This window comes from Streptomyces sp. NRRL S-1813 (assembly GCF_000719605.1).
GTDB classification, from domain to species: Bacteria; Actinomycetota; Actinomycetes; order Streptomycetales; family Streptomycetaceae; genus Streptomyces; species Streptomyces decoyicus.
The window spans coordinates 891,381-918,042 of the sequence record NZ_JOHB01000001.1 but is presented as its reverse complement, the minus strand read 5'-3'; the positions used below and the strand labels follow the sequence as shown (position 1 = coordinate 918,042).

Sequence of the window (26,662 nt, the reverse complement as noted above, 5' to 3'; positions counted from 1 at the left end):
CGGCGATGCCACGTCCGATTATCGCCCGTGGCCCTCCACTGCCGGAAACCGCGTACGCGGTCCGTGCCCGATGGTCGCACCTCACCGGGTGCCGAGCCCAGAGCGGACCGACAAGGACAGCGCCGGGCCTGGAGTGGCCCGGCGCTGTCCGTGGTGTGGGTGCGACTGCTGGGCGTCAGCCCGCTACGCGTGCGGCGAGCGCGTCGCCGATCTCGTCCGTGCTGCGCGCCGAGCCGTCCCTGGCCTCCAGGTCGGCGGCGGCGGCCTCCTCGATACGGGCGGCCTGCTGCTCGAAGCCGAGGTGGCGCAGCAGCAGGGCCACGGAGAGGATCGTCGCCGTCGGGTCGGCCTTGCCGGTGCCCGCGATGTCCGGTGCGGAGCCGTGCACCGGCTCGAACATCGAGGGGAACGCGCCGGTCGGGTTGATGTTCCCGGAGGCGGCCAGGCCGATACCACCGGTGACGGCCGCGGCGAGGTCGGTGAGGATGTCGCCGAAGAGGTTGTCGGTGACGATCACGTCGAACCGCTCGGGCTGGGTGACGAAGAAGATCGTCGCGGCGTCGACGTGCAGGTAGTCGGTGGTGACCTCGGGGTACTCCTGGCCGACCTTGTCGAAGATGTTCTTCCACATGTGGCCCGCGTACACCAGCACATTGTTCTTGTGCACCAGCGTCAGCTTCTTGCGCGGGCGGGCGTTGGCCCGCTCGTACGCGTCCCGGACCACGCGCTCGACGCCGTAGGCGGTGTTGAGGCTGACCTCGGTGGCGACCTCGGCGGGGGTGCCGGTGCGCAGGCTGCCGCCGTTGCCCGTGTACGGGCCCTCGGTGCCCTCGCGGACGACGAGGAAGTCGATGTCCGGACGGCCGGCGAGCGGCGTGGCGGTGTTCGGGAAGAGCTTCGACGGGCGAAGGTTCACGAAGTGGTCGAAGGCGAAGCGGAGCTTGAGCAGCAGACCGCGCTCCAGCACACCGGAGGGTACGGACGGGTCGCCGATCGCGCCGAGCAGGATCGCGTCGTGCTGCTTGAGCGACTCCAGCTCCTCGTCGGGCAGGGTCTCACCGGTCGCATGCCATCGCCGGGCACCGAGGTCGTACTCCTTGGTTTCCAGCTTGACGTCCTGCGGGAGGACCGCGGTCAGGACCTTGAGGCCCTGGGCCACGACTTCCTGGCCGATACCGTCACCGGGGATCACTGCGAGGCGAATGCTGCGAGACATGGTTGGACCCTACTCTCCGTCCCATTGATTGACACGTATCGTCCGCCATACGGACACATGGGGAGCCGGTCAGCTGCCGTTCACCCTGTGTCCCCGTCGCGGTCGGGTGGTGCTGCGACATTCGGCGGCATGACTGGAAACAGCCGGGGGGACGTCCCCCAGTCCTCCCACACCCCGCGCGTCGGCATACCGGAGCAGCTGGCGGCCCGGATGAGCATGCCCGAGCAGCATGACTACCTCCGTACGAAGCTGAGCCGCCGCGGTCTGCTGCGCACCTCGGCCGCGACCGCGGGCGTCGTCGCGGGCTCCGGACTGCTGGCCGGTTCGGGCCAGGCCGCCTCCCCCACCCTGCTGGCCTCGCCCGCCGCTGCCACCGTCGACGGTGCGCTGGTCGCTCCGTTCGGCCGCCATCTGGCCTTCGGCGCCGACCCCAGGAGCCAGATGCGGGTGAGCTGGCAGGTGCCGCTCGCGGTCGGGCGGCCGTATCTGCGGGTGGGCCTCAAGCCGTGGGACCTGGGGCGCAGGATCGAGGCCGAGGTCCGTGATCTGCACACGCCGTCGCTGTCCGCGAAGCTGCCGGCCGTGCAGCAGTACTACCTGCACGCCGCGCTGGACGGACTGCGCCCGGGGACGACGTACTACTACGGCGTCGGCCACGACGGCTTCGACCCGGCCGACCCGCGCCACTTCTCCACCCTCGGCACCTTCCGTACCGCCCCGGCCCGTGCCGAGAAGTTCGTCTTCACCGCCTTCGGCGACCAGGGCGTGAGCTACCACGCCCTGGCCAACGACCAGTTGATCCTGGGCCAGAACCCGTCGTTCCACCTGCACGCGGGCGACATCTGCTACGCGGACACCGACGGCGACGGCTCCGAGCACGACGCCTACGACGCCCGCGTCTGGGACCAGTTCCTCGCGCAGACCGAGTCGGTGGCCAAGTCCGTGCCGTGGATGGTGACCACCGGCAACCACGACATGGAGGCCTGGTACTCCCCCAACGGCTACGGCGGCCAGAACGCCCGCTGGACGCTGCCCGGGAACGGCCCGGACGCCCAGAACGCCCCCGGCGTCTACTCGTTCACCTACGGCAATGTCGCGGTCGTCGCGCTGGATGCCAACGACGTCTCGTACGAGATCCCCGCCAACCAGGGCTACACGGGCGGCAAGCAGACCCGTTGGCTGGACCGCAGGCTGGCGGAGCTGCGCGCCGCCGAGGGCATCGACTTCCTCGTCGTCTTCTTCCACCACTGCGCCTTCTCCACCACCAACTCGCACGCTTCCGACGGCGGGGTGCGCGACGCCTGGCTGCCGCTGTTCGAGAAGCACCAGGTCGATCTGGTCATCAACGGCCACAACCACGTCTACGAGCGGACCGACGCCCTCAAGAGCGGGCGGGTCAGCAAGAAGATGCCGATCGGCGAGAGCGTCGACACCACGCGCGAGGGCATCGTGTACGTGACCGCCGGCGGCGCGGGCCGGGCCCTCTACGACTTCCCCGTCCCCGACAGCTACGAGGGCCACGTCAAGGACCTCGACCATGTCGAGACCTACCACTGGACCAAGGGCAAGGCGAAGGCCAAGGACACCGTGGAGTGGTCCCGGGTCCGCTACACCGGCTACTCGTTCATCGCCGTCGAGGTCGCGCCGGGCCACCGCCCGCGGATGAAGGTCACCGCCCTCGCCGAGTCCGGTGAGCGCATCGACCACTTCGAGGTGACCCGCTCACCCGAGCAGTGAGCCTGCGGACGGACTGACAGGGGCGCCCGGACTCCGGGCGCCCCTGGACGCTTACGGGAGATAGATCCACCGGGCCACGGACAGCCGGATCCGCCAGCAGCAGCGGCAGGACATGGACACCGGCCGCGACGGCACCGACCCGGCTCGCGCGCGCATCATCTCAGTGCCCGGTGGAGCCGCCGTTGTCACGGCGGTCGAGGGCGCGCTGGAGGGCGGCGGCGGCGTTCCTGCGGTCGGCGTCGCTGGTCGTACGGGCGGAGTGACGGGTCCTGCGGACGGCAGTCTCAGCCATGATTCACGTCTCCTATGCCAGAGCCCCGAGAAGAAATGGGATGCGTCGATCCAGAAGCGGCCGGAAAGGGCGGGGGCCTCGGCACGGCAGGGGTCACCTGCGCTTGCGCACCGGGCCGCGTCCGCAATCGCTCGATGGAGCGTTACGTTCGGCTCCTACAACGCTAGGACAGCTCGGCCGTGATGTCTGCACAATTACTTGGGCTTCCTACTATCTGAGACGGCGAGCAGGCGGCGGGCGCGTACTCGAACGAGTGTTCCCCGGAAATATGCCGGTCATGGGCCCCTCGGCGCTCCCTGGCGCGGCGGTGTCGCTCGTGCCGCGAGGCCAGGCCCGCCCAATGACGCAACGCCGACGGCCCGGCGCCCCTGGGGAGAGGGGAGCCGGGCCATCGGTGTACGCGCGGGCCGTCAGCCCATGTGCGGGTAGCGGTAGTCCGTCGGCGGGACCAGGGTCTCCTTGATGGAGCGGGTGGAGGTCCAGCGCATCAGGTTCTGCTTGGCGCCGGCCTTGTCGTTGGTGCCGGACGCACGGCCGCCGCCGAAGGGCTGCTGGCCGACGACGGCGCCGGTCGGCTTGTCGTTGATGTAGAAGTTGCCGGCCGCGAAGCGCAGCAGCTCGCAGGTGCGCGCCGCCTCGGCACGGTCCTGGGCGATGACGCAGCCGGTCAGGCCGTACGCCGAGGCGGACTCCATCTGGGTGAGCATCGCGTCGTAGTCGGCGTCGTCGTAGACGTAGACGCCGAGGATCGGGCCGAAGTACTCGTCCTTGAAGATCTCGTTCTCCGGGTCGGTGGAGACCAGGACCGTCGGGCGGACGAAGTAGCCCTCGCTGTCGTCGTACGTGCCGCCGGCCACGACCTCGACGGTCGGGTCGGCCTTGGCGCGGTCGATCGCCGCCTTGTTCTTGGCGAAGGAGCGCTCGTCGATGACGGCGGACATGAAGTTCGACAGGTCCGAGACATCGCCCACGGACAGGGAGTCGACCTCGGCGGCGAACTCCTCCTTGAGGCCGCTGTTCCACAGCGAGGCCGGGACGTACGCGCGGGAGGCCGCGGAGCACTTCTGGCCCTGGAACTCGAAGGCGCCACGGGTCATGGCGGTCTTCAGCACGGCGCGGTCGGCCGAGGGGTGGGCGACGATGAAGTCCTTGCCACCGGTCTCGCCGACGAGCCGGGGGTAGGTCTTGTAGTTCTCGATGTTGATGCCGACCGTCTTCCACAGGTGCTGGAAGGTCTTGGTCGAACCGGTGAAGTGGATGCCCGCCAGGTCGGGGTGGGTCAGTGCCACCTCGGAGACGTCCTTGCCGTCACCGGTGACCAGGTTGATGACGCCCTTGGGCAGCCCGGCCTCCTCCAGCAGCTCCATCAGCAGCACGGCGGCGAGGGTCTGCGTCGGGGACGGCTTCCAGACGACCACGTTGCCCATGAGGGCGGGGGCGGTCGGGAGGTTGCCGGCGATCGCGGTGAAGTTGAAGGGCGTGATCGCGTAGACGAAGCCTTCGAGGGGGCGGTGGTCCGAGCGGTTCCAGACGCCCGGGGAGTTCGCCGGGGGCTGCTCGGCGAGGATCTGGCGTGCGAAGTGCACATTGAAGCGCCAGAAGTCGATGAGCTCACAGGGAGTGTCGATCTCGGCCTGCTGGGCGGTCTTGGACTGGCCGAGCATGGTGGCGGCGGCCAGCGTCTCGCGCCAGGGGCCGGAGAGCAGGTCGGCGGCCTTGAGGATGATCGCGGCGCGGTCGTCGAAGGACAGCGCGCGCCAGGCCGGGGCGGCGGCCAGCGCGGCGTCGACCGCGTCCTGGCCGTCCTTGACCGTGGCGTTGGCGTACGTACCGAGCCGGGAGGCGTGGTTGTGCGGCTGCACGACGTCGAAACGCTCGCCGCCGCCCATCCGGCGCTCGCCGCCGATGGTCATCGGCAGCTCGATCGGGTTGCCGGCCAGCTCCTTGAGCTTGGCCTCCAGGCGGGAACGCTCCGGGCTGCCGGGGGCGTAGGTGTGGACCGGCTCGTTCACCGGCACGGGGACCTGGGTCACAGCGTCCATAGCGGCCGTGTCTCCTTCGATCTCGATCGTCGTTTTCGTACGTCGGTGGTGCGGCCGCGGCCGCGTCGGGTGGGCGGCTGCGGGCGGTGCCGTCCGGGATGCGTCCCGGGCTTCCAGCATCCACCCGTGCCCGCCCCCACGGGGCGATCGGCCCGCGGCGGTCGGCCGCGGGTCGCCGGCGACCTCGGACTGCGGTCTCCCGGGGAAGAACCCCGGGCCCCAGCCGGAAGGCCGCGCGCCCTCCTGCGTCAGCCGCGGGTCGCCAGCGACCTCAGGAAGAACCCGAGGTTCGCGGGGCGCTCGGCGAGCCGGCGCATGAAGTATCCGTACCAGTCGGTGCCATAGGGGATGTACACCCGCATACGGTGCCCATCGGCCACCAGGCGCGCCTGCTCGGCCTCCCGGATGCCGTACAGCATCTGGAATTCGTAGTCGGCCGGCTTGCGCCCGTTGCGGTGCGCCAGCTCCTGGGCGATGGCCACCATCCGCGGGTCGTGCGACCCGATCATGGGGTAGCCCTCGCCGCCCATCAGGATCTTCAGGCAGCGCACATAGGCCTTGTCGACCTCCTGCTTGTCCTGGAAGGCGACGGTCGCGGGCTCCTTGTACGCACCCTTGACCAGCCGCACCCGGGAGCCTTCCCCGGCGAGCGCACGGCAGTCGTCCTCGGTACGGAAGAGATAGGACTGGAGCACCGCACCCGTCTGGGGGAAACGCTCCCGCAGGTCGGCGAGGATCGCGAGAGTGGAGTCGACCGTGGTGTGGTCCTCCATGTCGAGGGTCACGGTCGTACCGGCCTCGGCGGCGGCTTCGACCACCGGAGTGACGTTCTTCAGCGCCAGCTCGTGGCCGCCGGCCAGTGCCTGCCCGAAAGCGGACAGCTTGACCGACATCTCGGCCTTGACGCCGAGCCCGTGCTCCTTGAGTGCCGCGGCCAGCTGGAGATAGGCGTCGCGGTTGCGCAGCGCTTCGGCCGGGTCGGTGATGTCCTCGCCGAGATGGTCGAGGGTGACCTCCAGGCCACGCGCGGCAAGGGACCGCACGGCCGCCATGGACTCGTCCAGGCGCTCGCCGGCGACGAACCGGTCCACCACGGGGCGGGTGACCGGCGCGGCCGCGACGAGGCGGCGGATGCTGTCGCTGCGCGCTGCGGCGAGAAGCACGGGACCCAGCATGGGCACCTCCACGATTCAGGGTGACAAGTACCGGGCGGACGCCGGACGGGGCGAACGCGTCGGCAATATTGAGCCACCTGAAACTTAAGGATCGCGCCACTTCCCGGCCATCGACAGCTGTCACGCCTTCGTGGTCGGGATCTCAGACAGATGTATGAGAATGAGGGAGCGACGACCGTGCCAGTGGTGACAGTGGTGTGAGAGGTGCCCGAGGTGCCGACGGTGCCAGTGGTGTGACGACAGGAGAGGAGCCGGGCGGCGGATGCGGGGCGATTACCAACAGCTCGTGGACGAGATCTCGGCGGCGCTCGGCGCACCGGCGACGCTGGAGGACCGGGATTTCGGGCTGATTGCCTTCGGCGCGCACGAGGGCGACGACGACGAGGTCATGGACCCGGTGCGGACCCGCTCGATCCTCCAGCGCCGCTCGTCGGCGGCGGTACGGGCCTGGTTCGAGGCGTTCGGGATCGCCCGCGCCAGGACGGCGCTGCGCATTCCCCCGGACCCGGCGGCGGGGGTCTTCAAGGGCCGCATCTGCCTCCCCGTACGGCACCGGGGCATCGTGCACGGCTATGTCTGGCTGCTGGACGACGGGCATCTGACCGACCTCGAACTGGGCGGCCGCGGCGCGCCGGCCGACCCGCGGATCGCACAGGCGATGGAGACCGCCGCCCGGATCGGCGCGCTGCTCGCCGACGAGGCCCGTGCCGGATCCGAACTCGGCGACCTGCTGCGGGAGTTGCTGGTCTCGCAGCCCGCCGGCCGGGCGGCCAGGGCGGCCGCGCTGCACGAGGCGCTGCGGGACACCCTGCGCTTCACCCCGGGCGTCCCGCTCACCATGGTCGCGGTGCTGCCCTGGGACACCTCGGACACCGACGCGGCGCCGCTGCCCAGCCTGCCTGGCCTGCTGGCGGCGTGCGCACTGCCGGCGGGCTCTCCGGCGCCCCCGGCGGAGGGGGCGGACGAGGCGGACAACGCCCCGCAGCACGGCAACGGACACCAGGGCCGCTCCGGGGCCGGCGGCCGTCCGTCGTCCGCCGCCGTGCCCGCCCTGGCCGCGCTGGTGCGGCTGCGCTCGGCCGGTGCGCTCACCCCGGCCCATGCGGTGGCCGAGCATCTGCTGCGCTCCCCGCGTGCGGGCACCGCACCGGCCGAGGGCCGCTCGTCGCGCGGCGGCCCTGCCGGACACCCGCCGCCGCTCCGGCCGGGCGCCGCCGGAATCGGCGTCGGCACCACGGAGTTGACCGACCTCCCGGCCACCTGGCGAGAAGCGCTGGACGCGGCCCGCGCGGCCCGCGCCGAGCCCCGGCTGGGCCCGATCACCCAGTGGGACGCCCTCGGCCCGTACCGCATGCTGACCGCTCTGCCGGGCACCGCACCCGACCCGGCCGTCGGCCCGCTGCTCTCCCCCGCACACGCCGAACTCGCGCGCACCGCCGAGGTGTTCCTGGACTGCGCGGGCCAGGCGAGCCGCACCGCACAGGCCCTGGGCATCCACCGCCAGACGCTCTACTACCGCCTGGGCCGGGTGGAGAAGCTGACCGGCCTCGACCTCGCCGACGGCGAACACCGGCTGCTGCTGCACATGGCGCTCAAGGCGGCGCGGCTGTAAGGGAGTTGGGCGCACCGCTCCCGGCGGCGGAGTGCCCGGCTCCGCGCGCGGGCACGGCCGGCTACTTCGCGCCCAGCACCTCGCCCGCGGTGACCCGGCGCAGTGCGGTCGCCAGGTCCCGGCCGGAGGGCATGGCGTCCGGCGTGAGCAGCGACTGGACCATCAGGCCGGTGAGCAGGGCCTGGTAGAAGGAGCCGACGATACGCGCCGCCTCCGGGTCGACCTCGGTGTCCGGCACCCCTTCGAAGACCGCGACGAGTCCCTCGCCCCCCTCCGGGAGCACCTCGCCGATCGCCTCGCGCAGTGCCGCGTCGCGCGGCAGCAGCCCCAACACCTCGACCTGCGCGGCGATGAACTCCCGTTCCGTGGCGATCCGCTGGAGGACCGCGTCCCAGACCGCGGCGAACCGCTCCAGCGGATCCGCGTCGCGCGCCTCCGCCCCGCCGCCGACGGCCGGCACCTGGGCCACACTCGCGCCCCACTCCTCGCTGGACGCGATGATCGCCTGGCGCATCAGGGCGTCCTTGGAGCCGTAGTGGTATCCGATGGAGGCGAGGTTGGCGCCGGATGCGGCCACGATGTCGCGAGCGGTGGTGCGCGCATACCCCTTCTCCAGGAGGCAGCGCTTGGCGCCCTCCAGAAGGTCTTCACGGTGTCCCATGGGGGCAGCCTATCTCCGCACATACGCTCGTACCAGACATCCGTATTAAACGGGCGTACACCTTCCGACGCCCCGGACGCCCCTCGCCCTATCCGAGCGGCATCCCGCCGGTGCCGGACGTGCCCCCGGGGTCCGACGTACCTCCGGAACCCGGGTGCGACGGACCCCCGGTGCCGGACTCCCCGCCGGGGTCCGACGCCTCCCCGGGGTGCGGCGCACCCGGCCGGGCCATCCCGTAGTGGCGGTAGAGCTCGGCTTCTTCGGAGGGGTCGAGATGGCCGTCGGCGTCGATCCGCGGCGCCGCCTTGATGGTCTCCTTGTCGTGCGGAACATGCAGTTCGTCGCCGGTCCGACGGACCCCGGCGAGCGGAATGAACGTCTCCTTCATCCCGAACAGCCCGGTGCGCACCGTGATCCACTCGGGGTCGTTGGTGGCATCGTCCCGGTAGACCTGCTGGACCCTGCCCACCTTCGCGCCGTCCGCATCGACCACATGCAGGCCGGTCAGGCTCCGCGGGGGTTCACCCAGGGGTGCATTCATGGCGGCTTCTCCTTCCGCACGCACCGGCGGGGGGCACGCACAGTTCCCATTGCGCGACGCGGGTATCTCCCCAGCGACTCGGGACGACCGGCAGCGGGCGGCTCCGTCGGCCCCACGGCGGTTCCGACGGCCCCCACGGCCTCACCACCCGATACGCCATTCGGGTGAACGGCGGACGCGTGCGACCTCCCCGGACGCGGAGTCGCGGACCGCGACGGCGTGCGTACGATGCGGGCACGCGAACGGGCCCGGACTCCGCCGAAGCGGGGTCCGGGCCCGTTGACCTGCGAATCCTGCGACTCAGTCGCCGAGGTTCACCGCACGCACCGAGGTCGCGCCGATCTCCTCGGCGATCTCGGCGAGCACGTTCGGCGGAATCGTGTCGTCGACGGTCAGCGCAACCAGCGCCTCGCCACCGACATCGGCCCGGGAAACCTGCATCCCGCCGATGTTGATGCCGGCCTCGCCCAGGATCCGGCCGACGGTGCCGACGACACCGGGGCGGTCGCTGTAGCGCATGAAGGCCATGTGGTCCGCGAGCGACAGGTCGATCGAGTGGTCACCGACCGCGACGATCTTCTGGGTGTTCTTGTGGCCCGACAGCGTGCCGGAGATCGACACCTCGTCGCCGCCCGCGAGGGTGCCGCGCACGGTCACCACATTGCGGTGCTCGGGCGACTCGCTGCTGGTCGTCAGCCGCACCTCCACGCCGCGCTCCTGCGCGAACAGCGGGGCGTTGACATAGGACACCGTCTCGTCCACGACGTCCTCGAAAACGCCCTTGAGCGCGGAGAGTTCGAGCACCTTGACGTCGTGCTGGGTGATCTCGCCGTACACCTCGACGTCGAGACGCAGGGCGACCTCGCCGGCCAGCGCGGTGAAGATCCGGCCGAGGCGCTCGGCCAGCGGCAGACCCGGCTTGACGTCCTCGGCGATCACACCGCCCTGGACGTTGACCGCGTCCGGCACCAGCTCGCCGGCCAGCGCCAGCCGCACCGACTTGGCGACCGAGATACCGGCCTTCTCCTGCGCCTCACCCGTCGACGCACCGAGGTGCGGGGTGGCGACGACCTGGTCGTACTCGAAGAGCGGCGAGTCGGTGCAGGGCTCGGTCGCGTAGACGTCGAGGCCCGCGCCGGCCACCCGGCCCTCCTTCAGCGCGGTGGCCAGCGCCGCCTCGTCGACGATCCCGCCACGCGCGGCGTTGACGATCCGGACCGACGGCTTGACCTTGTGCAACGCCTCGTCGCCGATGAGACCGACGGTCTCGGGCGTCTTGGGGAGGTGCACGGTGATGAAGTCCGAGACCTCCAGCAGCTCGTCCAGGGTCAGCAGCTTGACGCCCATCTGCGCAGCACGAGCCGGCTGGACGTAGGGGTCGTAGGCGACGACCTTCATGCCGAAGGCCGACATCCGCTGGGCGACCAGAACGCCGATCCGGCCGAGGCCGACCACACCGAGGGTCTTCTCGCTGAGCTCGACGCCGGTGTACTTGCTGCGCTTCCACTCGCCGTTCTTCAGGGCGGTGTTCGCCTGCGGGATGTTGCGGGCCGTGGCGACCAGCAGACCGCAGGCGAGCTCGGCGGCGGTGACGATGTTGGAGGTCGGGGCGTTGACGACCATCACGCCGGCCTTGGTGGCGGCGGAGACATCGACATTGTCCAGGCCCACGCCCGCACGGGCGACGACCCTCAGCTTCTTGGCGGCGGCGATGGCCTCGGCGTCGATCTTCGTCGCGCTGCGCACGAGGACGGCGTCGACATCGGCGATCGCGGGCAGCAGCTCGGCGCGGTCCGCGCCGTTGCAGTGCCGGATCTCGAAGTCCGGACCGAGGGCGTCGACGGTGGCGGGCGACAGCTCTTCGGCGATCAGTACGACAGGTTTCGGGCTCACGTGGTCTTCAGTCCTCACTAGTCCTTCGCGGACGGCCGTCCCGACGGCCGAAGGCGGTGAAGGGGGAAAGCCGCGTGGAAGACGCACGACGCTGTGAGCCTGACGCGCTTGTGATTGGCAGTGTAGTGGCGGTGGGGGGCGCGTCCTGTGCCAGTGCGGAAGGATCACCCGTGCGTGGTTCTACGCGGTGGACAAGGCGCCCCGGCGGCCGTGGCCGGGGGCATGGACGAGGGGGCCGCGAGTGGCTTCGCGACCCCCTGTCCGTTCGGCTTACGCCTCGTCGTCCACCCAGCTCATCAGCTTGCGCAGCTGCTTGCCGGTGGTCTCCAGCAGGTGGTCCTCGTCGGCCTTCTTGTACTCGTTGTACTTCGGCAGGCCGGCGTTGTACTCCGCCATCCAGTTGTTGGCGAAGGTGCCGTCCTGGATCTCGGCGAGCACCTTCTTCATCTCGGCCTTGGTGTTCTCGTTGATGATCCGCGGGCCGGTGATGTAGTCGCCCCACTCGGCGGTCTCGGAGACCGACCAGCGCATCTTCTCCAGGCCGCCCTCGTACATCAGGTCCACGATCAGCTTCAGCTCGTGGAGGCACTCGAAGTACGCGATCTCGGGCTGGTAGCCCGCCTCGACCAGGGTCTCGAAGCCGGCCTTGACCAGCGCCGAGGCGCCACCGCACAGGACGGCCTGCTCACCGAACAGGTCGGTCTCGGTCTCCTCGGTGAAGGTGGTCTTGATGACGCCGGCGCGGGTGCCGCCGATGCCCTTGGCGTAGGAGAGCGCGAGCGCGAAGGCGTTGCCGGTCGCGTCCTGCTCGACGCCCGCGATGCACGGGACGCCGCGGCCTTCCTCGTACTGGCGGCGGACCAGGTGGCCCGGGCCCTTGGGGGCGACGAGAGCGACGTCCACGCCGGCCGGGGGCTTGATGAAGCCGTAGCGGATGTTCAGGCCGTGGCCGAAGAACAGCGCGTCGCCGTCCTTCAGGTGGTCCTTGATGGACTCCTCGTAGACCTTGGCCTGGATCGGGTCCGGCACCAGGATCATGATGACGTCGGCCTCGGCGGCCGCCTCCGCGGGGGTCACCACGCGCAGGCCCTGCTCCTCGGCCTTGGCCTTGGACTTGGAGCCCTCGTGCAGACCGACGCGCACGTCGACACCCGAGTCGCGCAGGGACAGCGCGTGGGCGTGGCCCTGGCTCCCGTAGCCGATGACCGCGACCTTGCGGTTCTGGATGATGGACAGGTCGGCATCGTCGTCGTAGAACAGCTCGGCCACTTCGGGTATCTCCTTGGATCTAGCGGGGTGCCCACACAGTACGTCGGGCGGGGCGGGAAAAGTCGGGGGGTCTCGCCATGCGGTCCGGATGGAACGCGAGGTCAGGCCGAACGGTCCAGGGCCCGCAGTGAGCGGTCCGTGATGGAGCGGGCGCCGCGGCCTATGGCGATGGTGCCGGACTGGACCAGTTCCTTGATGCCGAACGGCTCCAGCATCTTGAGCATCGCCTCCAGCTTTTCACTGGATCCGGTGGCCTCGATCGTGACGGCCTCGGGCGAGACGTCCACGGTCTTGGCGCGGAAGAGCTGGACGATCTCGACGATCTGCGAGCGCGTCTCGTTGTCGGCGCGGACCTTGGCCAGGATCAGTTCGCGCTGGATCGCGGCGCCCGGTTCCAGCTCGACGATCTTCAGGACGTTGACGAGCTTGTTGAGCTGCTTGGTGACCTGCTCCAGCGGCAGCGACTCCACGCTGACCACGATGGTGATGCGGGAGATGTCGGGGTGCTCGGTGACCCCGACCGCGAGCGAGTCGATGTTGAAGCCGCGGCGGGAGAACAGCGCGGCGATCCGGGCGAGGATGCCGGGGGTGTTCTCCACCAGGACGGAGAGCGTGTGCTTGGACATGGTCTTCTCTCTTCTTCCGTGCGTCCGTGACGTCCTGGGCTCAGTCGTCTTCGTTGTCGCCGAAGTCGGGACGCACGCCCCGGGCGGCCATGACCTCGTCGTTGGAGGTGCCGGCGGCGACCATGGGCCACACCTGGGCGTCCTCGTGGACGATGAAGTCGATCACGACCGGGCGGTCATTGATGGCATTGGCCTTGGCGATGACCGCGTCCAGCTCGGCCGGGTCCTCACAGCGCATCGCGACACAGCCCATGGCCTCGGACAGCTTCACGAAGTCCGGGACGCGGGTGCCGCCGCTGGCCTTGCCCGCCGTCACGAGGCCGTCGGACTCGGGGCCGCTGTGCAGCACGGTGTTGGAGTAGCGCTGGTTGTAGAAGAGGGTCTGCCACTGGCGGACCATGCCCAGCGCGCCGTTGTTGATGATCGCGACCTTGATCGGGATGTTGTTCAGCGCGCAGGTGACCAGCTCCTGATTGGTCATCTGGAAGCAGCCGTCGCCGTCGATCGCCCAGACCGTACGGTCCGGCTGACCGGCCTTGGCGCCCATCGCGGCGGGGACGGCGTACCCCATCGTCCCGGCACCGCCGGAGTTCAGCCAGGTCGAGGGCTGTTCGTAGTCGATGAAGTGGGCGGCCCACATCTGGTGCTGGCCGACGCCCGCGGCGTAGATGGTGTCGGCGGGGGCGAGCCGGCCGATCCGCTCGATGACCTGCTGCGGGGAGAGGCTGCCGTCCTCCGGCAGGTCGTAGCCGAGCGGGTAGGTGTCGCGCCAGCGGTTGAGGTCCTTCCACCAGGCGCTGTAGTCGCCCCGGTGGCCGGCGTCGTACTCGGCCTGGACGGCGACGATCAGGTCGGCGATGACCTCGCGGGCGTCACCGACGATCGGCACGTCCGCGACGCGGTTCTTGCCGATCTCCGCCGGGTCGATGTCCGCGTGCACGACCTTGGCGTACGGCGCGAAGGAGTCCAGCTTGCCGGTGACCCGGTCGTCGAAGCGGGCGCCGAGGGTGATCAGCAGGTCCGACTTCTGGAGCGCGGTGACGGCGGTGACCGCACCGTGCATCCCGGGCATCCCGACATGCTGCGGGTGGCTGTCGGGGAAGGAGCCCAGCGCCATCAGGGTGGTGGTGACGGGGGCGCCGGTCAGCTCGGCGAGCACCTTCAGCTCGGCGGTGGCACCGGCCTTCATCACGCCGCCGCCGACGTAGAGCACCGGGCGCCTGGACTCGACGATCAGCCGGGCGGCCTCGCGGATCTGCTTGGCGTGCGGCTTGGTCACCGGGCGGTAGCCGGGGAGCTCGGTGTGCGGGGGCCAGGCGAAGGTGGTCTGCGCCTGGAGGGCGTCCTTGGCGATGTCGACCAGGACCGGGCCCGGACGGCCGGTGGCCGCGATGTGGAACGCCTCGGCGATCGTCCGGGGGATCTCGGCCGGGTCGGTGACCAGGAAGTTGTGCTTGGTGATCGGCATCGTGATGCCGCAGATGTCCGCCTCCTGGAAGGCGTCCGTGCCGATCGCCTTGGACGCGACCTGGCCGGTGATCGCCACCAGCGGGACGGAGTCCATGTGCGCGTCGGCGATCGGGGTGACGAGGTTGGTGGCACCCGGGCCCGAGGTCGCCATGCACACCCCGACCCGGCCCGTGGCCTGGGCGTAGCCGGTGGCCGCGTGGCCCGCTCCCTGCTCGTGGCGCACCAGGACGTGCCGGACCTTCGAGGAGTCCATCATCGGGTCGTACGCAGGCAGGATCGCACCGCCGGGAATGCCGAACACGGTGTCGGCCCCGACCTCCTCGAGCGAACGGATCAGGGACTGCGCGCCCGTGACGTGCTCGACGGCGGCGGGCTGCTGCGGTCCGCCTGAGTGACGGGACCGCGGCTGCGGATGGTGGGCCCCGGAGGCCTGCTCGGTCATCTGCGTCTCTTCTCGAAGGTGAGGGTTTTGACGGATTTGTGAGGTTGCTGTGCAACAAAAAACCCCCCGTGCCAGGTGGCAAGCGAGGGGAGCGCGTCGGTGCGATGAGCTGGTTTCGTCAGGTACCAGCTTCAGCCGACGCGCTTTCCAAGTACGAGAATTCGGGTGCGCATGGCACTGACCCTCCCCCCGCCGCGCACCGAGTGTCAAGTGGGTGGGACGGAGGTCTCACTATTTGAGCGCAATGGCGGATGCACGAGCGAATCCGGACCCGCCAGTCCGCCGTGCCGGACGGGCGGTCCGCTGCCGGTGAGCACCACCGCACGGCTCTGACCCGGTAGGTCCGGCACCGGATAGTGGGCGTGCGTCAGGGACCGCCGCAGCCGGTGTTCGTCGAGCGGCCCGGAGAAGGCCATGCCCATGCCGTGCGTACAGCCCATGGAGCGCAGCGCGAGGACCTGCTCGGGCAGATCGACACCGTCCGCGACGGACTGCATGCCCAGGTCTCCGGCGATCCGCAGCAGCCCTGCGGTGATCTTGTGCAGCCGGGCGGACTCCACCACTCCGTCCACCAGCCCACGGTCCAGCCGCAGGACGTCGACCGGGAGCCGGCGCAGTGCGCTGATGGCGGCATACCCGCTGCCGAAGCCGTCGAGGGCAATCCGTACGCCGAGGCGGCGCAGCGCCACCAGCCGGCGCTCCAGGTCGTCGAGCGGGATGCGGGAATCACTTTCGGACAGTTCCAGCACGAGCGCGCGCGAGGGCAGGCCGTGCCGGGTGAGCAGCGACTCGACTCCCTTGGGGGAGAGCGCGTGGTCCAGCAGCCGGCGGGCGGAGAGCCGGACCGCGACCGGGACCGCGTAGCCGGCACGGTGGCGCGCCGCGGCCTGCTCGACGGCCTCCTCCAGCTGCCAGCGGTCCAGCTCCGCGGCGCGGTCGCCGTCGTCGGCGAACCGGCCGCGGTCGCCGACCCGCAGGAATTCGGCCGGAGTGAAGAGGATGCCCTCGGCGGAGCGCCAGCGGGCCTGGGCCGCGACCGCGGTGACCCGGCCGCCGGCCAGCTCCACCACCGGTTGGTGCAGCAGCGTGAAGGCACCCTCGTGCAGGGCCGTACGGAGCTTGGTGGCGAGTTCGGCGCGGTGTGCCACCTCGCTCTGCATCTGGGGGGCGTACAGCTCCACCCGGCCCTTGCCGGCCTGCTTGGCGCGGTACATCGCGAGGTCGGCGTTGCGCAGCAGGCCCGCGGGGCTCACCCCGGGGTCGGCGAAGGCGACGCCGATGCTGGCCGCCACCCGTACGTCCCGCCCGTCGATGCGATAGGGCTCGGAGAGCTTGATGCGCAGCCGGTCGGCGATCTCGTGGATGCGGAACTCACGGGCGGCCCGGTCGCGGGTGCCGTCGCCGGTGATCAGCGCGGCGAACTCGTCGCCGCCCAGCCGCGCCGCTATGTCCCCGGAGCGCACCGAGTCACCGAGCCTGCGGGCGGCCTGCACCAGCAGTTCGTCGCCCGCCTGATGGCCGATGGTGTCATTGACCTGCTTGAAGCCGTCGAGGTCGATGTAGAGCACGGCGGTGTCGTGGTCGCTGGCCCGGCGGCCGGTGACGGCCTGGGTGACGCGCTCGGTGAACAGTGCGCGGTTGGGCAGGTCGGTAAGAGCGTCGTGCGAGGCGTTGTGCTGGAGCTGGGCCTGTAGCCGGACGCGTTCGGTGACATCGCGGGAGTTGAAGATCAGGCCGCCGTGGTGGCGGTTGACCGTGGATTCGACGTTCAGCCAGCCGTCGCCGCCGGAGCGCTGTTCACCGGCGCGGAAGCGGCATTCGATGCGGGTGGTCGGTTCGTCCTCGGGGGCGGCGGCGAGGAATCTGCGGACCTCGTGCACCACCCGGCCCAGGTCCTCGGGGTGGATCAGCGAGGCCAGCTCGGAGCCGACCAGTTCCTCGGCGTCGCGGCCGTAGACACCGGCGGCGGCCGGGCTGACGTAGCGGAGCACACCGGTCGGGGCGGCGATCATGATGACGTCGCTGGAGCCCTGCACCAGGGAGCGGAAGTGATTCTCCTTCTGCGCCAGCTCCTGGGTGAGGGTGATGTTGTCGAGCAGCATGATGCCCTGGCGGACGACCAGCGCCAGCACGACCGTGCAGCCGGTGAAGAGCACCACGCGGTCGATGCGCCGCCCGTCCAGGACGTTGGTGAGGATGCCCAGGGTGCAGACGGCGGCGGCGAGATACGGGGTCAGTGCGGCGAGCGAGCCCGCGATGGGGCGGCTGCCGTGCAGCGGGACCCGGCGGGCGGCGGGCTCGGCCTCCTCCTCGGGGGCCTCGTCCCCCGCGCGGCGGGCGACCCAGGGCGCGTACGCGAGCAGCATCGAGCCGGCGAACCATCCGGCGTCCAGGATCTGCCCGGAGCGGTAGTGCTCGCGCAGCAGCGGCGAGCTGAACAGGGCGTCGCACAGGACCGTCAGCGCCAGTGCGGCGACGGCGGTGTTGATGGCCGAGCGGTGCACCGACGAGCGCCGGAAGTGCAGCGCGAGCACCATGCTCACCAGCACGATGTCCAGCAGCGGGTAGGCCAGCGACAGCGCGCTCTGGGCCACGCTGCGGTCCTGGAAGTGGGCGGTGTGGGCGAGCGCGAGGCTCCATGACAGGGTGACCAGCGACCCCGCGATGAGCCAGGAGTCGAGGCCGAGGCAGACCCAACCGGCCCTGGTCACCGGCCGCTTGGCGAGCACCAGCAGACCGACGATGGCCGGCGGCGCGAACAGCAGGAAGCAGAAGTCGGCCAGGCACGGGCTGGGCACCTCGGTCCCCTGGACGACCTCGTACCAGCCCCATACGGCGTTGCCGAGCCCGGCCATCCCGGACGAGGCGGCGAACAGCATCCATGCCGGGCGGAACCGGCTGCGGCGCTTGCGGGCGTACAGACCGCAGGAGAAGGCCGCCAGGAACGCCGCGAAGCTGAGTCCGAAGTCCCCCATGAACGCGGCGACTTCGGGCGATCCCCAGCCGAAGGCGGCACCGACGGCATAGCCGCCGCAGACCACGGCGAGGACGATCTGCGGTACCGCGCCCGGCGGATTGCCGGCCGGCGCCGGCGGCCGGGAGAGCATCGCCCCGGGGGCGCTCACCGGACTCTTCCCCTCACCTGTACCGGGCGTCGTCGGGAGCGGTGCGCCTGGGGGCCTCGCAGTATTCCCGTGGGCGCTCGTGGATCGCGCTTCTCGCGAATCATCCATCGGCTGTACATCGCCCGTCGCCCCCCTCGAGTTCCGGATCGTTCGCTATCACGCCGCGTCCTTCCCGGCGTCGTCCCCGCTCGGGACGATACACCAGTTCCGTCACTCAGGGACATAGTGTCTCTACGGAGCGTGACTGGCAGCGCGGAGTGTGCACTCTTTGCAGTCGTACGGCCTCGTAGCGCTACTCGCAAGCGGTCAATCGGCGGTGGTGACCACGTTCCGCATGGGCTCGCCGGCCGCGAAAAGCGCCAACTGGTCGCGCAGCAGCCGCTTCGCACGGGGCAGGAAGGCAGAGCTGGGGCCACCGACGTGTGGAGTGATGAGTACGCCGGGAGCGTGCCACAGCGGATGCCCCGGGGGCAGGGGTTCCGGATCGGTGACATCGAGTGCGGCGCACAGCCGTCCGGATTCCAGTTCGGCAAGCAGCGCCTTGGTGTCGACGATCGCGCCGCGCGCGATGTTCACGAGCAGTGCGCCGTCCTTCATCCGCGCCAGGAAATCGGTTCCGACCAGGCCACGCGTCGTGTCGGTGAGCGGAGTTGCCAGCACGACCACGTCCGCGTCGGGCAGGAGGGCGGAAAGGTCGGAGAGTGGATGCACAGGACCGCGCACAGTGTCACGCGCGGTGCGCGCGACGCGCGCCACCCGCGCACATTCAAAAGGTGTGAGCCGGTCCTCGATGGCACTGCCGATCGAACCATAGCCCACAATGAGGACCGATTTGTCGGCGAGCGCCGGCCGGAAGCCGTGCCGCCACTCCCCCGCGTCCTGGCCCCGAATGAAGCCCGGGATATCGCGCAGCGCGGCCAGGATCAGGGTGAGCGCCAGCTCCGCGGTGCTGGCGTCGTGCAGCCCACGGGCGTTGCACAGTTGGGCACCGGCCGGCATCCGCTTCAGCCCGGGGAGCATGTGCTCGACACCGGCCGTGAGGGTCTGCACCACCCGTACCCGGCTCATCAGGGACAGCGGGCGCAGGCTGACCTCCGCGCCCTTCATGTAGGGGACGGCGTAGAAGGCACACCGGGCGGGGTCGGCCGGGTAGTCGGGGCCGGCGTCCCAGTGGACGTACTGGAGACCGCCGGGGAGACCGTCGATCTCGTCGGGCGGGATCGGGAGCCATACGTCGTTCGCTTTGGTGCGCTGGTCTGCGGTTGCCATGGCCGCAGGCTATGCGAAGAGACGTTCTGCACAGACGTTAGTTTGGTCAGGCCCTTGACCGGGGGCGAGGGGACGGAGGCACAACCAGGTGGAGCGCAGGACAATCGGTGCGGCGGCTCTCGAAGTGGGCGCCATAGGGCTCGGCTGTATGCCGATGAGCTGGGGGTACACCGAGTCGCAGCGCAGCTTGGACAGCTCGCTGCGGGCCGTGCACACCGCACTGGACCGGGGGTGCAGCCTGCTGGACACCGCCGATATGTACGGCCCTTTCACCAACGAGCTGCTGGTGGGCCGGGTGCTCAAGGAGCGGCGCCCGGACGCGTTCGTGTCGACCAAGTGCGGGCTGCTGGTGGGCGAGCAGCACATCGTCGCCAACGGACGGCCCGGCTACGTCAAGCGTGCCTGCGACGCCTCACTGCGCCGGCTCCAGACCGACCGTATCGATCTCTACCAGCTGCACCGGGCCGATCCCGAGGTGCCGGTCGAGGAGACCTGGGGGGCGATGGCGGAGCTGGTGGCGGCGGGGAAGGTGCGGTCGCTGGGGCTGTGTGCGGTGGGTGCGCGGGCGGTACGGCCGGCCCGCGCGGCCCGTACGGAGCGGCGCCCGGCAGGCGGCAGGGGGCGCCCCCGCTCCCGGATGCACGACGGCACACTGGCCCAACTGGAGCGCATCCAGCAGGTGTTCCCGGTCAGCAGTGTGCAGGCGGAGCTGTCGGTGTGGTCGCCGGAGGCGCTGGAGGCCCTGCTGCCGTGGTGCGAGGCGCGGGGCGTCGGCTTCCTGGCCGCGATGCCGCTGGGAAACGGCTATCTGACCGGCACCCTCACTCCGGGGCAGGGCTTCGAACCGGAGGACACACGGGCCCGTCACCCCCGCTTCACCGCCGAGATGATGGCGGCGAACCAGCCGGTGGTGGCCGGGCTGCGACGGGTCGGCGCCCGGTACGGTGCGACGCCGGGACAGGTGGCGCTGGCGTGGGCGCTCGCGCAGGGCCGGCATGTGGTCCCGGTGCCGGGCACGAAGAAGGAACGCTGGGCCGCACAGAACGCCAAGGCCGCGGAGCTGACGCTCACACGCGAGGACCTGGCCGAGATCGCCGCGCTGCCGCCGGCACGCGGGTCCTGGTACTGAGCTCGTCCTGCTGAGGCCGGCCTGCCGAGGCCGGCCTGCCGAGGCCGGCCTGCCGAGGTGGACGCACCGAGGCCGACGTCGACGTACTGCGGTCGGCCCGGCGTGGTCCTCGGGGAGGGCGGCGCGGCAGGGGTCCCGGCGTACCGGGGTATCCGGCGCGCCAGGGACGCCCGGCGGATTCCCGCGGCGCGGCGGCGGTCCGGCACCCCGTGGTCCCGCTCGCGACACGGCCGCACCGGCCGGATCATGGCTGGTGGGAGTGGTTCCGGAACCGATAAGGCGCGGCGCGGCGGGGCCGCGATGTGGTGTTCTTGTCCACGCCCTGCCGACGAGAGGACCCCTGCCGTGCAACGCCGTTCCCAGACCGCCGTGTTGGCCGCCGCTTCGCTGCTCCTGGCAGCGGGCTGTTCGTCCGGCGGCACGCAGCCCCAGGGCGGGGCGAGTTCCGCACCGTCGAAGAGCCCCGGCGCCGGTGCCTCGGCGGGCGCCACGCCGTCGTCCACCGCGCCGCCCGCCAAGGGCTCGGTGAAGGTGACCGGCACGCTGGCCACCGGCCTGAAGTCGCCGTGGGGCGTGGCGGTGCTGCCGGGCGGGGATCTGCTGGTCGCCTCCCGGGACACCGGGAAGATCGTCCGGGTCGCGGCGCACGGCGGGAAGATCACCGAGCTGGGGTCGGTGCCGGGCGTGGACCCGGGGGGCGAGGGCGGGCTGCTGGGGATCGCGGTGTCCTCGACGTTCGGTGCGGACCACCAGGTCTATGCGTACTTCACCACCGCGTCCGACAACCGCATCGCCCGTATGAACTACGACGAGAAGCGCCCGCAGGGCAATCAGCTGGGCGCGCCCGACACGATCTTCAAGGGCATCCCCAAGGGCCAGATCCACAACGGCGGGCGGATCGCCTTCGGCCCGGACAAGATGCTCTACGCCGGCACGGGGGAGACCGGCGACACCGGGCTGGCCCAGGACAAGCAGTCCCTGGGCGGCAAGATCCTCCGGATGACGCCGGACGGCGAACCGGCGCACGGCAACCCCGAGGCGGATTCGGTGGTGTACGACTACGGCCACCGCAATGTGCAGGGGCTGGCCTGGGACGAGGACAAGCGCCTGTGGGCCTCGGAGTTCGGGCAGGACACCTGGGACGAGCTCAATGTCATCGAGCCGGGCAGGAACTACGGCTGGCCGAAGGCCGAGGGCAAGGCCAAGGGTGGCGCGGCGGGCTCCGGGTTCATGGACCCGGTCGAGGTGTGGAAGACCGCAGACGCCTCGCCCAGCGGCATCGCCTACGCCAAGGGCTCGGTCTGGATGGCTTCGCTGCGCGGCGAACGGCTGTGGCGGATCCCGCTGAACGGGACGAAGCCGGTGGCCGCTCCGCAGGCCTTTCTGAAGGGCACCTACGGGCGGCTGCGGACCGTCGTGGCGGCCGACGACGGTGCGTTGTGGCTGGTCACCAGCAACACGGACGGACGGGGCACCCCGCACAAGGGCGATGACCGGATTCTCCGTCTCCAGGTGAGCTGATCCGGCTGGTCCCCTTTTCGGGTGCGCTGCCTACACTCGGGGGCAGGGGGACGGGTGCGCCTCAACCGAAGAGGGGGGCACGGCACCATGTTCAACATCGCGGAGGAACTGTTCGCGCCGGGGCGCAAGCACACCGACGAGGAGCGGCAGAAGATGTCGCTCGTCGTCGATGACGTGGGTGACGGCGATCCCGGGAAGGGCCCGATCGACCTCTCCTCGGGGACCGTCGTGGTCAGGGCACCCGGGCAGCGGCAGGACCGGGGCCGGGAGCAGGACACGGAACGGTCCCAGGACCCGGAACAGGCCCAGGGGCCGTCCGAGCCGGAGGGCACGCCCTAGCCGGGCGTCGGCTCGCCGAACAGGCGCAGGCGGTGTGCCACGGCGCCCGCCTCGCCGCGGCCGGAGACGCCCAGTTTGGCGAGGATGTTGGAGACATGGACGCTGGCGGTCTTCGGGGAGATGAACAGGGCGTCGGCTATCTGGCGGTTGCTGCGTCCGTCGGCGACCAGGCGCAGCACATCGCGTTCGCGCGGGGTCAGGCCGAGGGATGCGGCGCCGGCGGATGCGGGCTGTCCGGCCGCGCCCCGGCCGGCCGCGACGGCTGCTTCCGTCGCGGCGGCAGGTATCAGGCCGGGCAGGGGGATGCGGGCGCGCTGGGCGAGGAGTTCGAGTTCATCGGCGAGCGGGCGGGCGCCCATCGCCGTGGCAGCGGTGTGTGCCTGGGTGAGCAGGAGGACGGCGGTCTCGCGCGGGGTGCGGCCGTGCAGTCCGAGCGTGGCCCGCTCGCTGCCGTGGAGGAGTGATTCGGCCCAGCGGTAGCAGGCCCTGGCAAGCTCGTGCGGACGCTCCAGGGGCTCGAAGGCGGCGACCACCTCGGCCCAGGAGTCGGGGGTCTCGCGGCCCTCGGCACGGCGGAGTTCGGCGTCGACCGCGAGGCCGTGGGCCGTCCAGACCGGGCAGAGCCGGGGCAGCTTCTTGGCGGTGTCCCGGATGCGGGCGAGCACCGGGCCCCGGCCCGGCTCGGCGGCCGGCAGTCCGCGGGCGTCCGCCTCGGCGGTGGCGGCCGACCAGAGCAGCGGCCAGGCGTAGCGGTGGGTGCCGGGCGGGAAGCCGGCGTCCAGGGCCTGCTGGAGGATGCTGCGGGCGTCGAGGATGCGGCCCTGCCGGGCGGCGATCCGCAGGGCGTGCCGCGCCATGACGATGGCGTTCTGCGGCTGCGGGTCGTGGGTGCCGTAGTACTCCTGGGCGACGGCGAGTTCGCGTTCGGCGCCGGCGAAATCGCCCTCGTTCAGCGCGAGATCGGCGCGGCGGCTGGCGGTCAGCGCGATGGCACGGGGGTTCTGGACGAGGCGGCGGGCGTCCGCGACGGCCCGGCCCGCCTCCTCCCAGCGGCCCAGTGACTGGAGGGATTCGGCGCGGTTGCCCAGCACCCAGCTGGTGCTGTCCTTGAGGCCGTAGCGGGTGGTGAGTTCGACGCCCCGCTCGGTGACCTCGACGGCTTCACGGGAGCGGCCGACGCCTTCCAGGGTGGACGGGAGGTTGATATGGCCGCGGGCGATGACGGCGAAGTAGCCGCGGTCGACGGCGCGGTCGAGGCACGTACGGAAGTCGGCGAGGCCCTCGTCGACCTCGCCGGAGTCGACCCGCAGCCAGGCCAGGGTCAGCCGGGAGTTGAGCTCGGCCTCTTCGTCGCCCACCAACCGGGCGAGTTCCACGGCGCGTTCGGCCGTGGCGAAGGTTTCCGGTCCCGGCTCGTGCAGCACCGCCCAGCTGGCGACGGCGGCCAGCACCTCGGCGTGCACGGAGGAGGGGGGCAGGCCGCGCATCAGCTCCTGTGCGGTGCCCAGGTCCTCCCAGCCGTTGCCGCGGCCGGTGCCCTGGCAGAGCCGGGAGCGCTGCACCAGGAACCATGCCGTGCGCAGCGGGTCGCTCTCGCCGCGCAGCGAGCGCAGGGCGCGCTTGACGATCGTGAAGGCGCGTTCGTTGTCGCCGGAGAGCCGGGCGGCCACCGCGATCTCGGCGAGGAGGTCGAGGAAGCGCAGGGCGTCGCCGTCATGGCAGCCACAGGCCGGGTACGCCTCGGCGTAGTCGACCGGGCGCACTCCTTGGCGGACCTCCGTCGGCGCGTCGTCCCACAGCTCCAGGGCGCGGTCCAGCAGCCGCAGCTGCTCGGCGTAGGCATGGCGGCGGCGGGCCTGGACGGAGGCGGCGAGGACGGCGGGCAGCGCCTTGGCGGCGTCGTGGGACTTGTACCAGTAGCTGGCCAGCCGGGCGGCGCAGACATCGGCGCGGACCAGCGCGGGGTTGGCCTCCAGGGCCTCGGCGTAGCGGCGGTTGACGCGGGTGCGCTCGCCGGGGAGCAGGTCGTCGACGACGGCCTCGCGGACGAGGGCGTGCCGGAAGCGGTAGCCCGTGCCGTCCTGGGTGGGCACGAGGGTGTTGCTGCCGACGGCGGCCCGCAGCGCCTCGATGAGGTCGTCCTCGGGCATCCGGCAGACGGCGGAGAGGAGTTCGTGCTCGACCGTGGAGCCGCCCTCGGCGGCCGTGCGCACCACGCGCTGGGTGTCCTCGGGGAGCGCCTCGACGCGCACCAGCAGCAGGTCGCGCAGCGGGTCGCTGAGGCCGTGCAGAGCGCCGTCGGCGAGGCCGCGGGCCAGTTCCTCGACGAAGAAGGCGTTGCCCTCGGAGCGCTTGAAGACCCGGTCGACGGTGTCCTCCCCGGGATCGCTGCCGTTGATCCCGGCGATCTGGGAGCGCACCTCCTCGCGGGTGAAGCGGGCGAGTTCGACGCGGCGGACCGTGCGCATCCGGTCGATCTCGGCGAGGAAGGGACGCAGGGGGTGGCGGCGGTGGATGTCGTCCGAGCGGTAGGTCGCCACCAGGAGCACGTTGGCGTCGTGCAGGGCCTTCAGGAGGTAGGCGAGCAGCTCGCGGGTGGAGCGGTCGGCCCAGTGGAGGTCCTCGATGACGATGACGAGGGTGCGGTGGGCGGCGAGGCGCTCCAGGAGGCGGGCGGTCAGCTCGAAGAGGCGGGCGCGGCCGATCTCCTCGTCATGCGCCTCGCCGGGGGCCTCTCCCAATTCGGGCAGGATGCGGGAGAGTTCGCCCTCCTGGCCGGCGACGGCGGCGGCCAGCTCGTCGCGCAGATGCCAGTTGAGGGTGTGCAGGATCGCGGAGAAGGGCGCGAAGGGCAGGCCCTCGGAGCCGATCTCGATGCAGCCGCCGAGCGCGACGAGCGCGCCCCGGGCGCGGGCGGCCTCCGTGAACTCCTCGATGAGGCGGGTCTTGCCGACCCCGGCCTCACCGCCGATCAGCAGGGCCTGGGGCTCGCCGGACGCCTCGATGCGGGCGAGCGCGTCCCCCAGCGCGGTGAGTTCGGCCGCGCGGCCGACGAACACGGGACTGACGGACCTGGTCTCCACGCCGGTGAGCATCGCACAGAGGTCTGACAATCCGGCAGTGGTTTCCGGTATGCGAAGCGCCCGGCCCGGTGCGGAGGGCACCTGGGGCCGGGCGGACGGCTGCGGGGCGGGCTGCGGGGCCGCCACCTGGGACGTCATCGGAGTCTCGCGGTCAGGCGGTGGCGCGGCGGATCCGCAACCACCGGCTCCGTGCACTCACCCGCCCTTCGGGTTCGTTCTCCCCGGAGCGGGCGGTGCCACGGCGCCCGGCGTGCCCGGCCCCGGTGGCCTCGCGCACCAGGCGCTGCCGGTCGGCCTCGCGGCGCAGCTCTTCGTAGCGGACCCGCATCTCCAGCTCGGAGCGGTGCATGTGGTTCTCCCCTGACGGCGGTGAGGTGGTGTCCCGACGGCTTGTCGATGTGCTCAAGCCTCGTCGCCAAGGGGGGTCCGCCACATCGGGAGAGTTCCCGATCTTTGGCCCCGGGCGGTGCTCAGAAACCCCGTGATGCCGCTCAGGGGCTCCTTAGGCACCGCCCGCGGCACCCGTACGGTGCTTAGAAAGCGGCCCGGGTGGCCTTACGGAGCCTGGGGGCCGGCGCCCGCGGGGGCCTTGGGCACGGTGGGCATGCTCGCGAAGAGGTCGAGGTACATGCCCGCGGAGATCAAGATCCCCAGCACGCCGAGCGCCAGCCCGCCCCACGCGACGGCCCGCACCCAGGTGGCGCGCGAGCGGGTCAGCACCACCGCGGCGGCGATCACGGCGAGCAGTGCGAAGAAGCCGTTGACGAGGGCGTTGGTGTGCCAGGAGGCGCCGTAGACGGCGGAGATCTGCTCCGCGGCCTGGGCCTTGCCCGACTGAACCTTGATCTGGCCCATCAGGTTCGCCCGCTCGGCCAGTGTCGTGCCGAGCCAGGTGCCGGTGACGGAGGCGAGGCCGAGCCCCGCGGCCACGACGGCACCGGCGCCGGCGGCGATGCCGGCGGCGGGCTGTGCGGTGGCGTACGTGTCGCGGTCGGGACGGTCGGAGCCGTCGTCCGCTTCGCGGTCACTGGCCTCGTCCTGCGCGGCGAGGGCGGCGTTGTCGTCGGCCTCCTCGTCGACCTTGGCGCCGGCCTTGCCGGCAGCCTCCGCCTCGGTGGTCTCCGGGATCGCAGCAGTCTCCTTGGCCCCCTGCGCCGGCACGGTCGTCTCGTCGTCGGTTCGGTTCTCGGTCGTCCTGGTCGTTCCCATGGGCGCGACCG

General features: G+C 71.3%; 20 protein-coding genes. 5 read left to right on the top strand and 15 right to left on the bottom strand.

Annotation, left to right across the window (positions count from 1 at the left end):
- Positions 1-175: 175 nt before the first annotated feature.
- Positions 176-1,216, bottom strand: a complete 1,041-nt coding sequence (locus IF67_RS0104145; protein ID WP_030982192.1) for a 3-isopropylmalate dehydrogenase — start codon at positions 1,214-1,216, stop codon at positions 176-178.
- 129 nt (positions 1,217-1,345) lie between these two features.
- On the opposite strand from IF67_RS0104145, the gene IF67_RS0104140 reads away from it, so the two are divergent.
- Positions 1,346-2,953, top strand: a complete 1,608-nt coding sequence (locus IF67_RS0104140) for a purple acid phosphatase family protein (protein WP_051817522.1) — start codon at positions 1,346-1,348, stop codon at positions 2,951-2,953.
- Between the two features lie 160 nt (positions 2,954-3,113).
- Here IF67_RS0104140 and IF67_RS45675 read toward each other — a convergent pair whose 3' ends face one another.
- From IF67_RS45675 to IF67_RS0104125, 3 genes are all read right to left on the bottom strand, one after another.
- Positions 3,114-3,245 carry a hypothetical protein gene (locus IF67_RS45675; protein ID WP_088800221.1) on the bottom strand — a complete coding sequence of 44 codons (132 nt, stop codon included), beginning with the start codon at positions 3,243-3,245 and terminating at the stop codon, positions 3,114-3,116.
- Between the two features lie 410 nt (positions 3,246-3,655).
- Positions 3,656-5,287 carry an L-glutamate gamma-semialdehyde dehydrogenase gene (pruA, locus tag IF67_RS0104130; RefSeq protein WP_030982188.1) on the bottom strand — a complete coding sequence of 544 codons (1,632 nt, stop codon included), beginning with the start codon at positions 5,285-5,287 and terminating at the stop codon, positions 3,656-3,658.
- Between the two features lie 248 nt (positions 5,288-5,535).
- Positions 5,536-6,462, bottom strand: a complete 927-nt coding sequence (locus tag IF67_RS0104125; RefSeq protein ID WP_030982187.1) for a proline dehydrogenase family protein — start codon at positions 6,460-6,462, stop codon at positions 5,536-5,538.
- A gap of 262 nt (positions 6,463-6,724) precedes the next feature.
- Between IF67_RS0104125 and IF67_RS0104120 the strand changes: the two genes are divergently transcribed.
- Positions 6,725-8,074, top strand: a complete 1,350-nt coding sequence (locus tag IF67_RS0104120; protein WP_030982185.1) for a PucR family transcriptional regulator — start codon at positions 6,725-6,727, stop codon at positions 8,072-8,074.
- 61 nt (positions 8,075-8,135) lie between these two features.
- Here the strand turns inward: IF67_RS0104120 and IF67_RS0104115 are convergent, their stop codons facing one another.
- The 8 genes from IF67_RS0104115 to IF67_RS0104080 all read right to left on the bottom strand — a co-directional run bounded on the left by IF67_RS0104115 (position 8,136) and on the right by IF67_RS0104080 (position 19,370).
- Entirely contained in the window at positions 8,136-8,735 is a 600-nt protein-coding gene (locus tag IF67_RS0104115) for a TetR/AcrR family transcriptional regulator (RefSeq protein ID WP_030982184.1), read from the bottom strand.
- Between the two features lie 88 nt (positions 8,736-8,823).
- Positions 8,824-9,276 carry a PRC-barrel domain-containing protein gene (locus tag IF67_RS0104110; RefSeq protein WP_030982182.1) on the bottom strand — a complete coding sequence of 151 codons (453 nt, stop codon included), beginning with the start codon at positions 9,274-9,276 and terminating at the stop codon, positions 8,824-8,826.
- 300 nt (positions 9,277-9,576) lie between these two features.
- Positions 9,577-11,169, bottom strand: a complete 1,593-nt coding sequence (gene serA, locus IF67_RS0104105; protein ID WP_030982180.1) for a phosphoglycerate dehydrogenase — start codon at positions 11,167-11,169, stop codon at positions 9,577-9,579.
- Positions 11,170-11,439: 270 nt separating this feature from the next.
- Positions 11,440-12,438 carry a ketol-acid reductoisomerase gene (ilvC, locus tag IF67_RS0104100; protein WP_030087743.1) on the bottom strand — a complete coding sequence of 333 codons (999 nt, stop codon included), beginning with the start codon at positions 12,436-12,438 and terminating at the stop codon, positions 11,440-11,442.
- Between the two features lie 101 nt (positions 12,439-12,539).
- Entirely contained in the window at positions 12,540-13,064 is a 525-nt protein-coding gene (gene ilvN / locus IF67_RS0104095; RefSeq protein ID WP_030982178.1) for an acetolactate synthase small subunit, read from the bottom strand.
- 40 nt (positions 13,065-13,104) lie between these two features.
- Positions 13,105-14,976, bottom strand: a complete 1,872-nt coding sequence (locus IF67_RS0104090) for an acetolactate synthase large subunit (RefSeq protein WP_030982177.1) — start codon at positions 14,974-14,976, stop codon at positions 13,105-13,107.
- Positions 14,977-15,182: 206 nt separating this feature from the next.
- Positions 15,183-18,101 (bottom strand): EAL domain-containing protein, encoded by a 2,919-nt coding sequence (locus IF67_RS0104085; protein ID WP_030982174.1) that lies wholly within the window; start codon positions 18,099-18,101, stop codon positions 15,183-15,185.
- A gap of 306 nt (positions 18,102-18,407) precedes the next feature.
- Positions 18,408-19,370, bottom strand: coding sequence for a 2-hydroxyacid dehydrogenase (locus IF67_RS0104080; protein ID WP_030982172.1), 963 nt, complete (start codon positions 19,368-19,370; stop codon positions 18,408-18,410).
- An 88-nt stretch (positions 19,371-19,458) separates the two neighbouring features.
- On the opposite strand from IF67_RS0104080, the gene IF67_RS0104075 reads away from it, so the two are divergent.
- The 3 genes from IF67_RS0104075 (at position 19,459) to IF67_RS0104065 (ending at position 22,359) form a co-directional block, all read left to right on the top strand.
- Positions 19,459-20,499 (top strand): aldo/keto reductase, encoded by a 1,041-nt coding sequence (locus tag IF67_RS0104075; RefSeq protein WP_030982171.1) that lies wholly within the window; start codon positions 19,459-19,461, stop codon positions 20,497-20,499.
- Between the two features lie 345 nt (positions 20,500-20,844).
- Entirely contained in the window at positions 20,845-22,020 is a 1,176-nt protein-coding gene (locus tag IF67_RS0104070; protein ID WP_030982169.1) for a PQQ-dependent sugar dehydrogenase, read from the top strand.
- 87 nt (positions 22,021-22,107) lie between these two features.
- Entirely contained in the window at positions 22,108-22,359 is a 252-nt protein-coding gene (locus tag IF67_RS0104065) for a DUF6191 domain-containing protein (protein WP_030982167.1), read from the top strand.
- On the opposite strand, the gene IF67_RS0104060 is transcribed toward IF67_RS0104065, so the two are convergent.
- From IF67_RS0104060 to IF67_RS0104050, 3 genes are all read right to left on the bottom strand, one after another.
- Positions 22,356-25,454 carry a helix-turn-helix transcriptional regulator gene (locus tag IF67_RS0104060; protein ID WP_030982165.1) on the bottom strand — a complete coding sequence of 1,033 codons (3,099 nt, stop codon included), beginning with the start codon at positions 25,452-25,454 and terminating at the stop codon, positions 22,356-22,358. The two genes, IF67_RS0104065 and IF67_RS0104060, sit on opposite strands and share 4 nt — an antisense overlap.
- A gap of 139 nt (positions 25,455-25,593) precedes the next feature.
- Positions 25,594-25,791, bottom strand: a complete 198-nt coding sequence (locus IF67_RS0104055) for a hypothetical protein (protein ID WP_030982164.1) — start codon at positions 25,789-25,791, stop codon at positions 25,594-25,596.
- A gap of 206 nt (positions 25,792-25,997) precedes the next feature.
- Positions 25,998-26,651, bottom strand: coding sequence for a hypothetical protein (locus IF67_RS0104050; protein ID WP_030982163.1), 654 nt, complete (start codon positions 26,649-26,651; stop codon positions 25,998-26,000).
- Between the last annotated feature and the right edge of the window lie 11 nt (positions 26,652-26,662).

Excerpts from the sequence above, each read along its gene's own strand:
- IF67_RS0104145 (WP_030982192.1), bottom strand. The coding sequence starts at position 1,216 with ATGTCTCGCAGCATTCGCCTCGCAGTGATCCCCGGTGACGGTATCGGC.
- IF67_RS0104140 (WP_051817522.1), top strand. The coding sequence starts at position 1,346 with ATGACTGGAAACAGCCGGGGGGACGTCCCCCAGTCCTCCCACACCCCG.
- IF67_RS45675 (WP_088800221.1), bottom strand. The coding sequence starts at position 3,245 with ATGGCTGAGACTGCCGTCCGCAGGACCCGTCACTCCGCCCGTACGACC.
- pruA (WP_030982188.1), bottom strand. The coding sequence starts at position 5,287 with ATGGACGCTGTGACCCAGGTCCCCGTGCCGGTGAACGAGCCGGTCCAC.
- IF67_RS0104125 (WP_030982187.1), bottom strand. The coding sequence starts at position 6,462 with ATGCTGGGTCCCGTGCTTCTCGCCGCAGCGCGCAGCGACAGCATCCGC.
- IF67_RS0104120 (WP_030982185.1), top strand. The coding sequence starts at position 6,725 with ATGCGGGGCGATTACCAACAGCTCGTGGACGAGATCTCGGCGGCGCTC.
- IF67_RS0104115 (WP_030982184.1), bottom strand. The coding sequence starts at position 8,735 with ATGGGACACCGTGAAGACCTTCTGGAGGGCGCCAAGCGCTGCCTCCTG.
- IF67_RS0104110 (WP_030982182.1), bottom strand. The coding sequence starts at position 9,276 with ATGAATGCACCCCTGGGTGAACCCCCGCGGAGCCTGACCGGCCTGCAT.
- ilvN (WP_030982178.1), bottom strand. The coding sequence starts at position 13,064 with ATGTCCAAGCACACGCTCTCCGTCCTGGTGGAGAACACCCCCGGCATC.
- IF67_RS0104090 (WP_030982177.1), bottom strand. The coding sequence starts at position 14,976 with ATGACCGAGCAGGCCTCCGGGGCCCACCATCCGCAGCCGCGGTCCCGT.
- IF67_RS0104080 (WP_030982172.1), bottom strand. The coding sequence starts at position 19,370 with ATGGCAACCGCAGACCAGCGCACCAAAGCGAACGACGTATGGCTCCCG.
- IF67_RS0104065 (WP_030982167.1), top strand. The coding sequence starts at position 22,108 with ATGTTCAACATCGCGGAGGAACTGTTCGCGCCGGGGCGCAAGCACACC.
- IF67_RS0104060 (WP_030982165.1), bottom strand. The coding sequence starts at position 25,454 with ATGCTCACCGGCGTGGAGACCAGGTCCGTCAGTCCCGTGTTCGTCGGC.
- IF67_RS0104055 (WP_030982164.1), bottom strand. The coding sequence starts at position 25,791 with ATGCACCGCTCCGAGCTGGAGATGCGGGTCCGCTACGAAGAGCTGCGC.
- IF67_RS0104050 (WP_030982163.1), bottom strand. The coding sequence starts at position 26,651 with ATGGGAACGACCAGGACGACCGAGAACCGAACCGACGACGAGACGACC.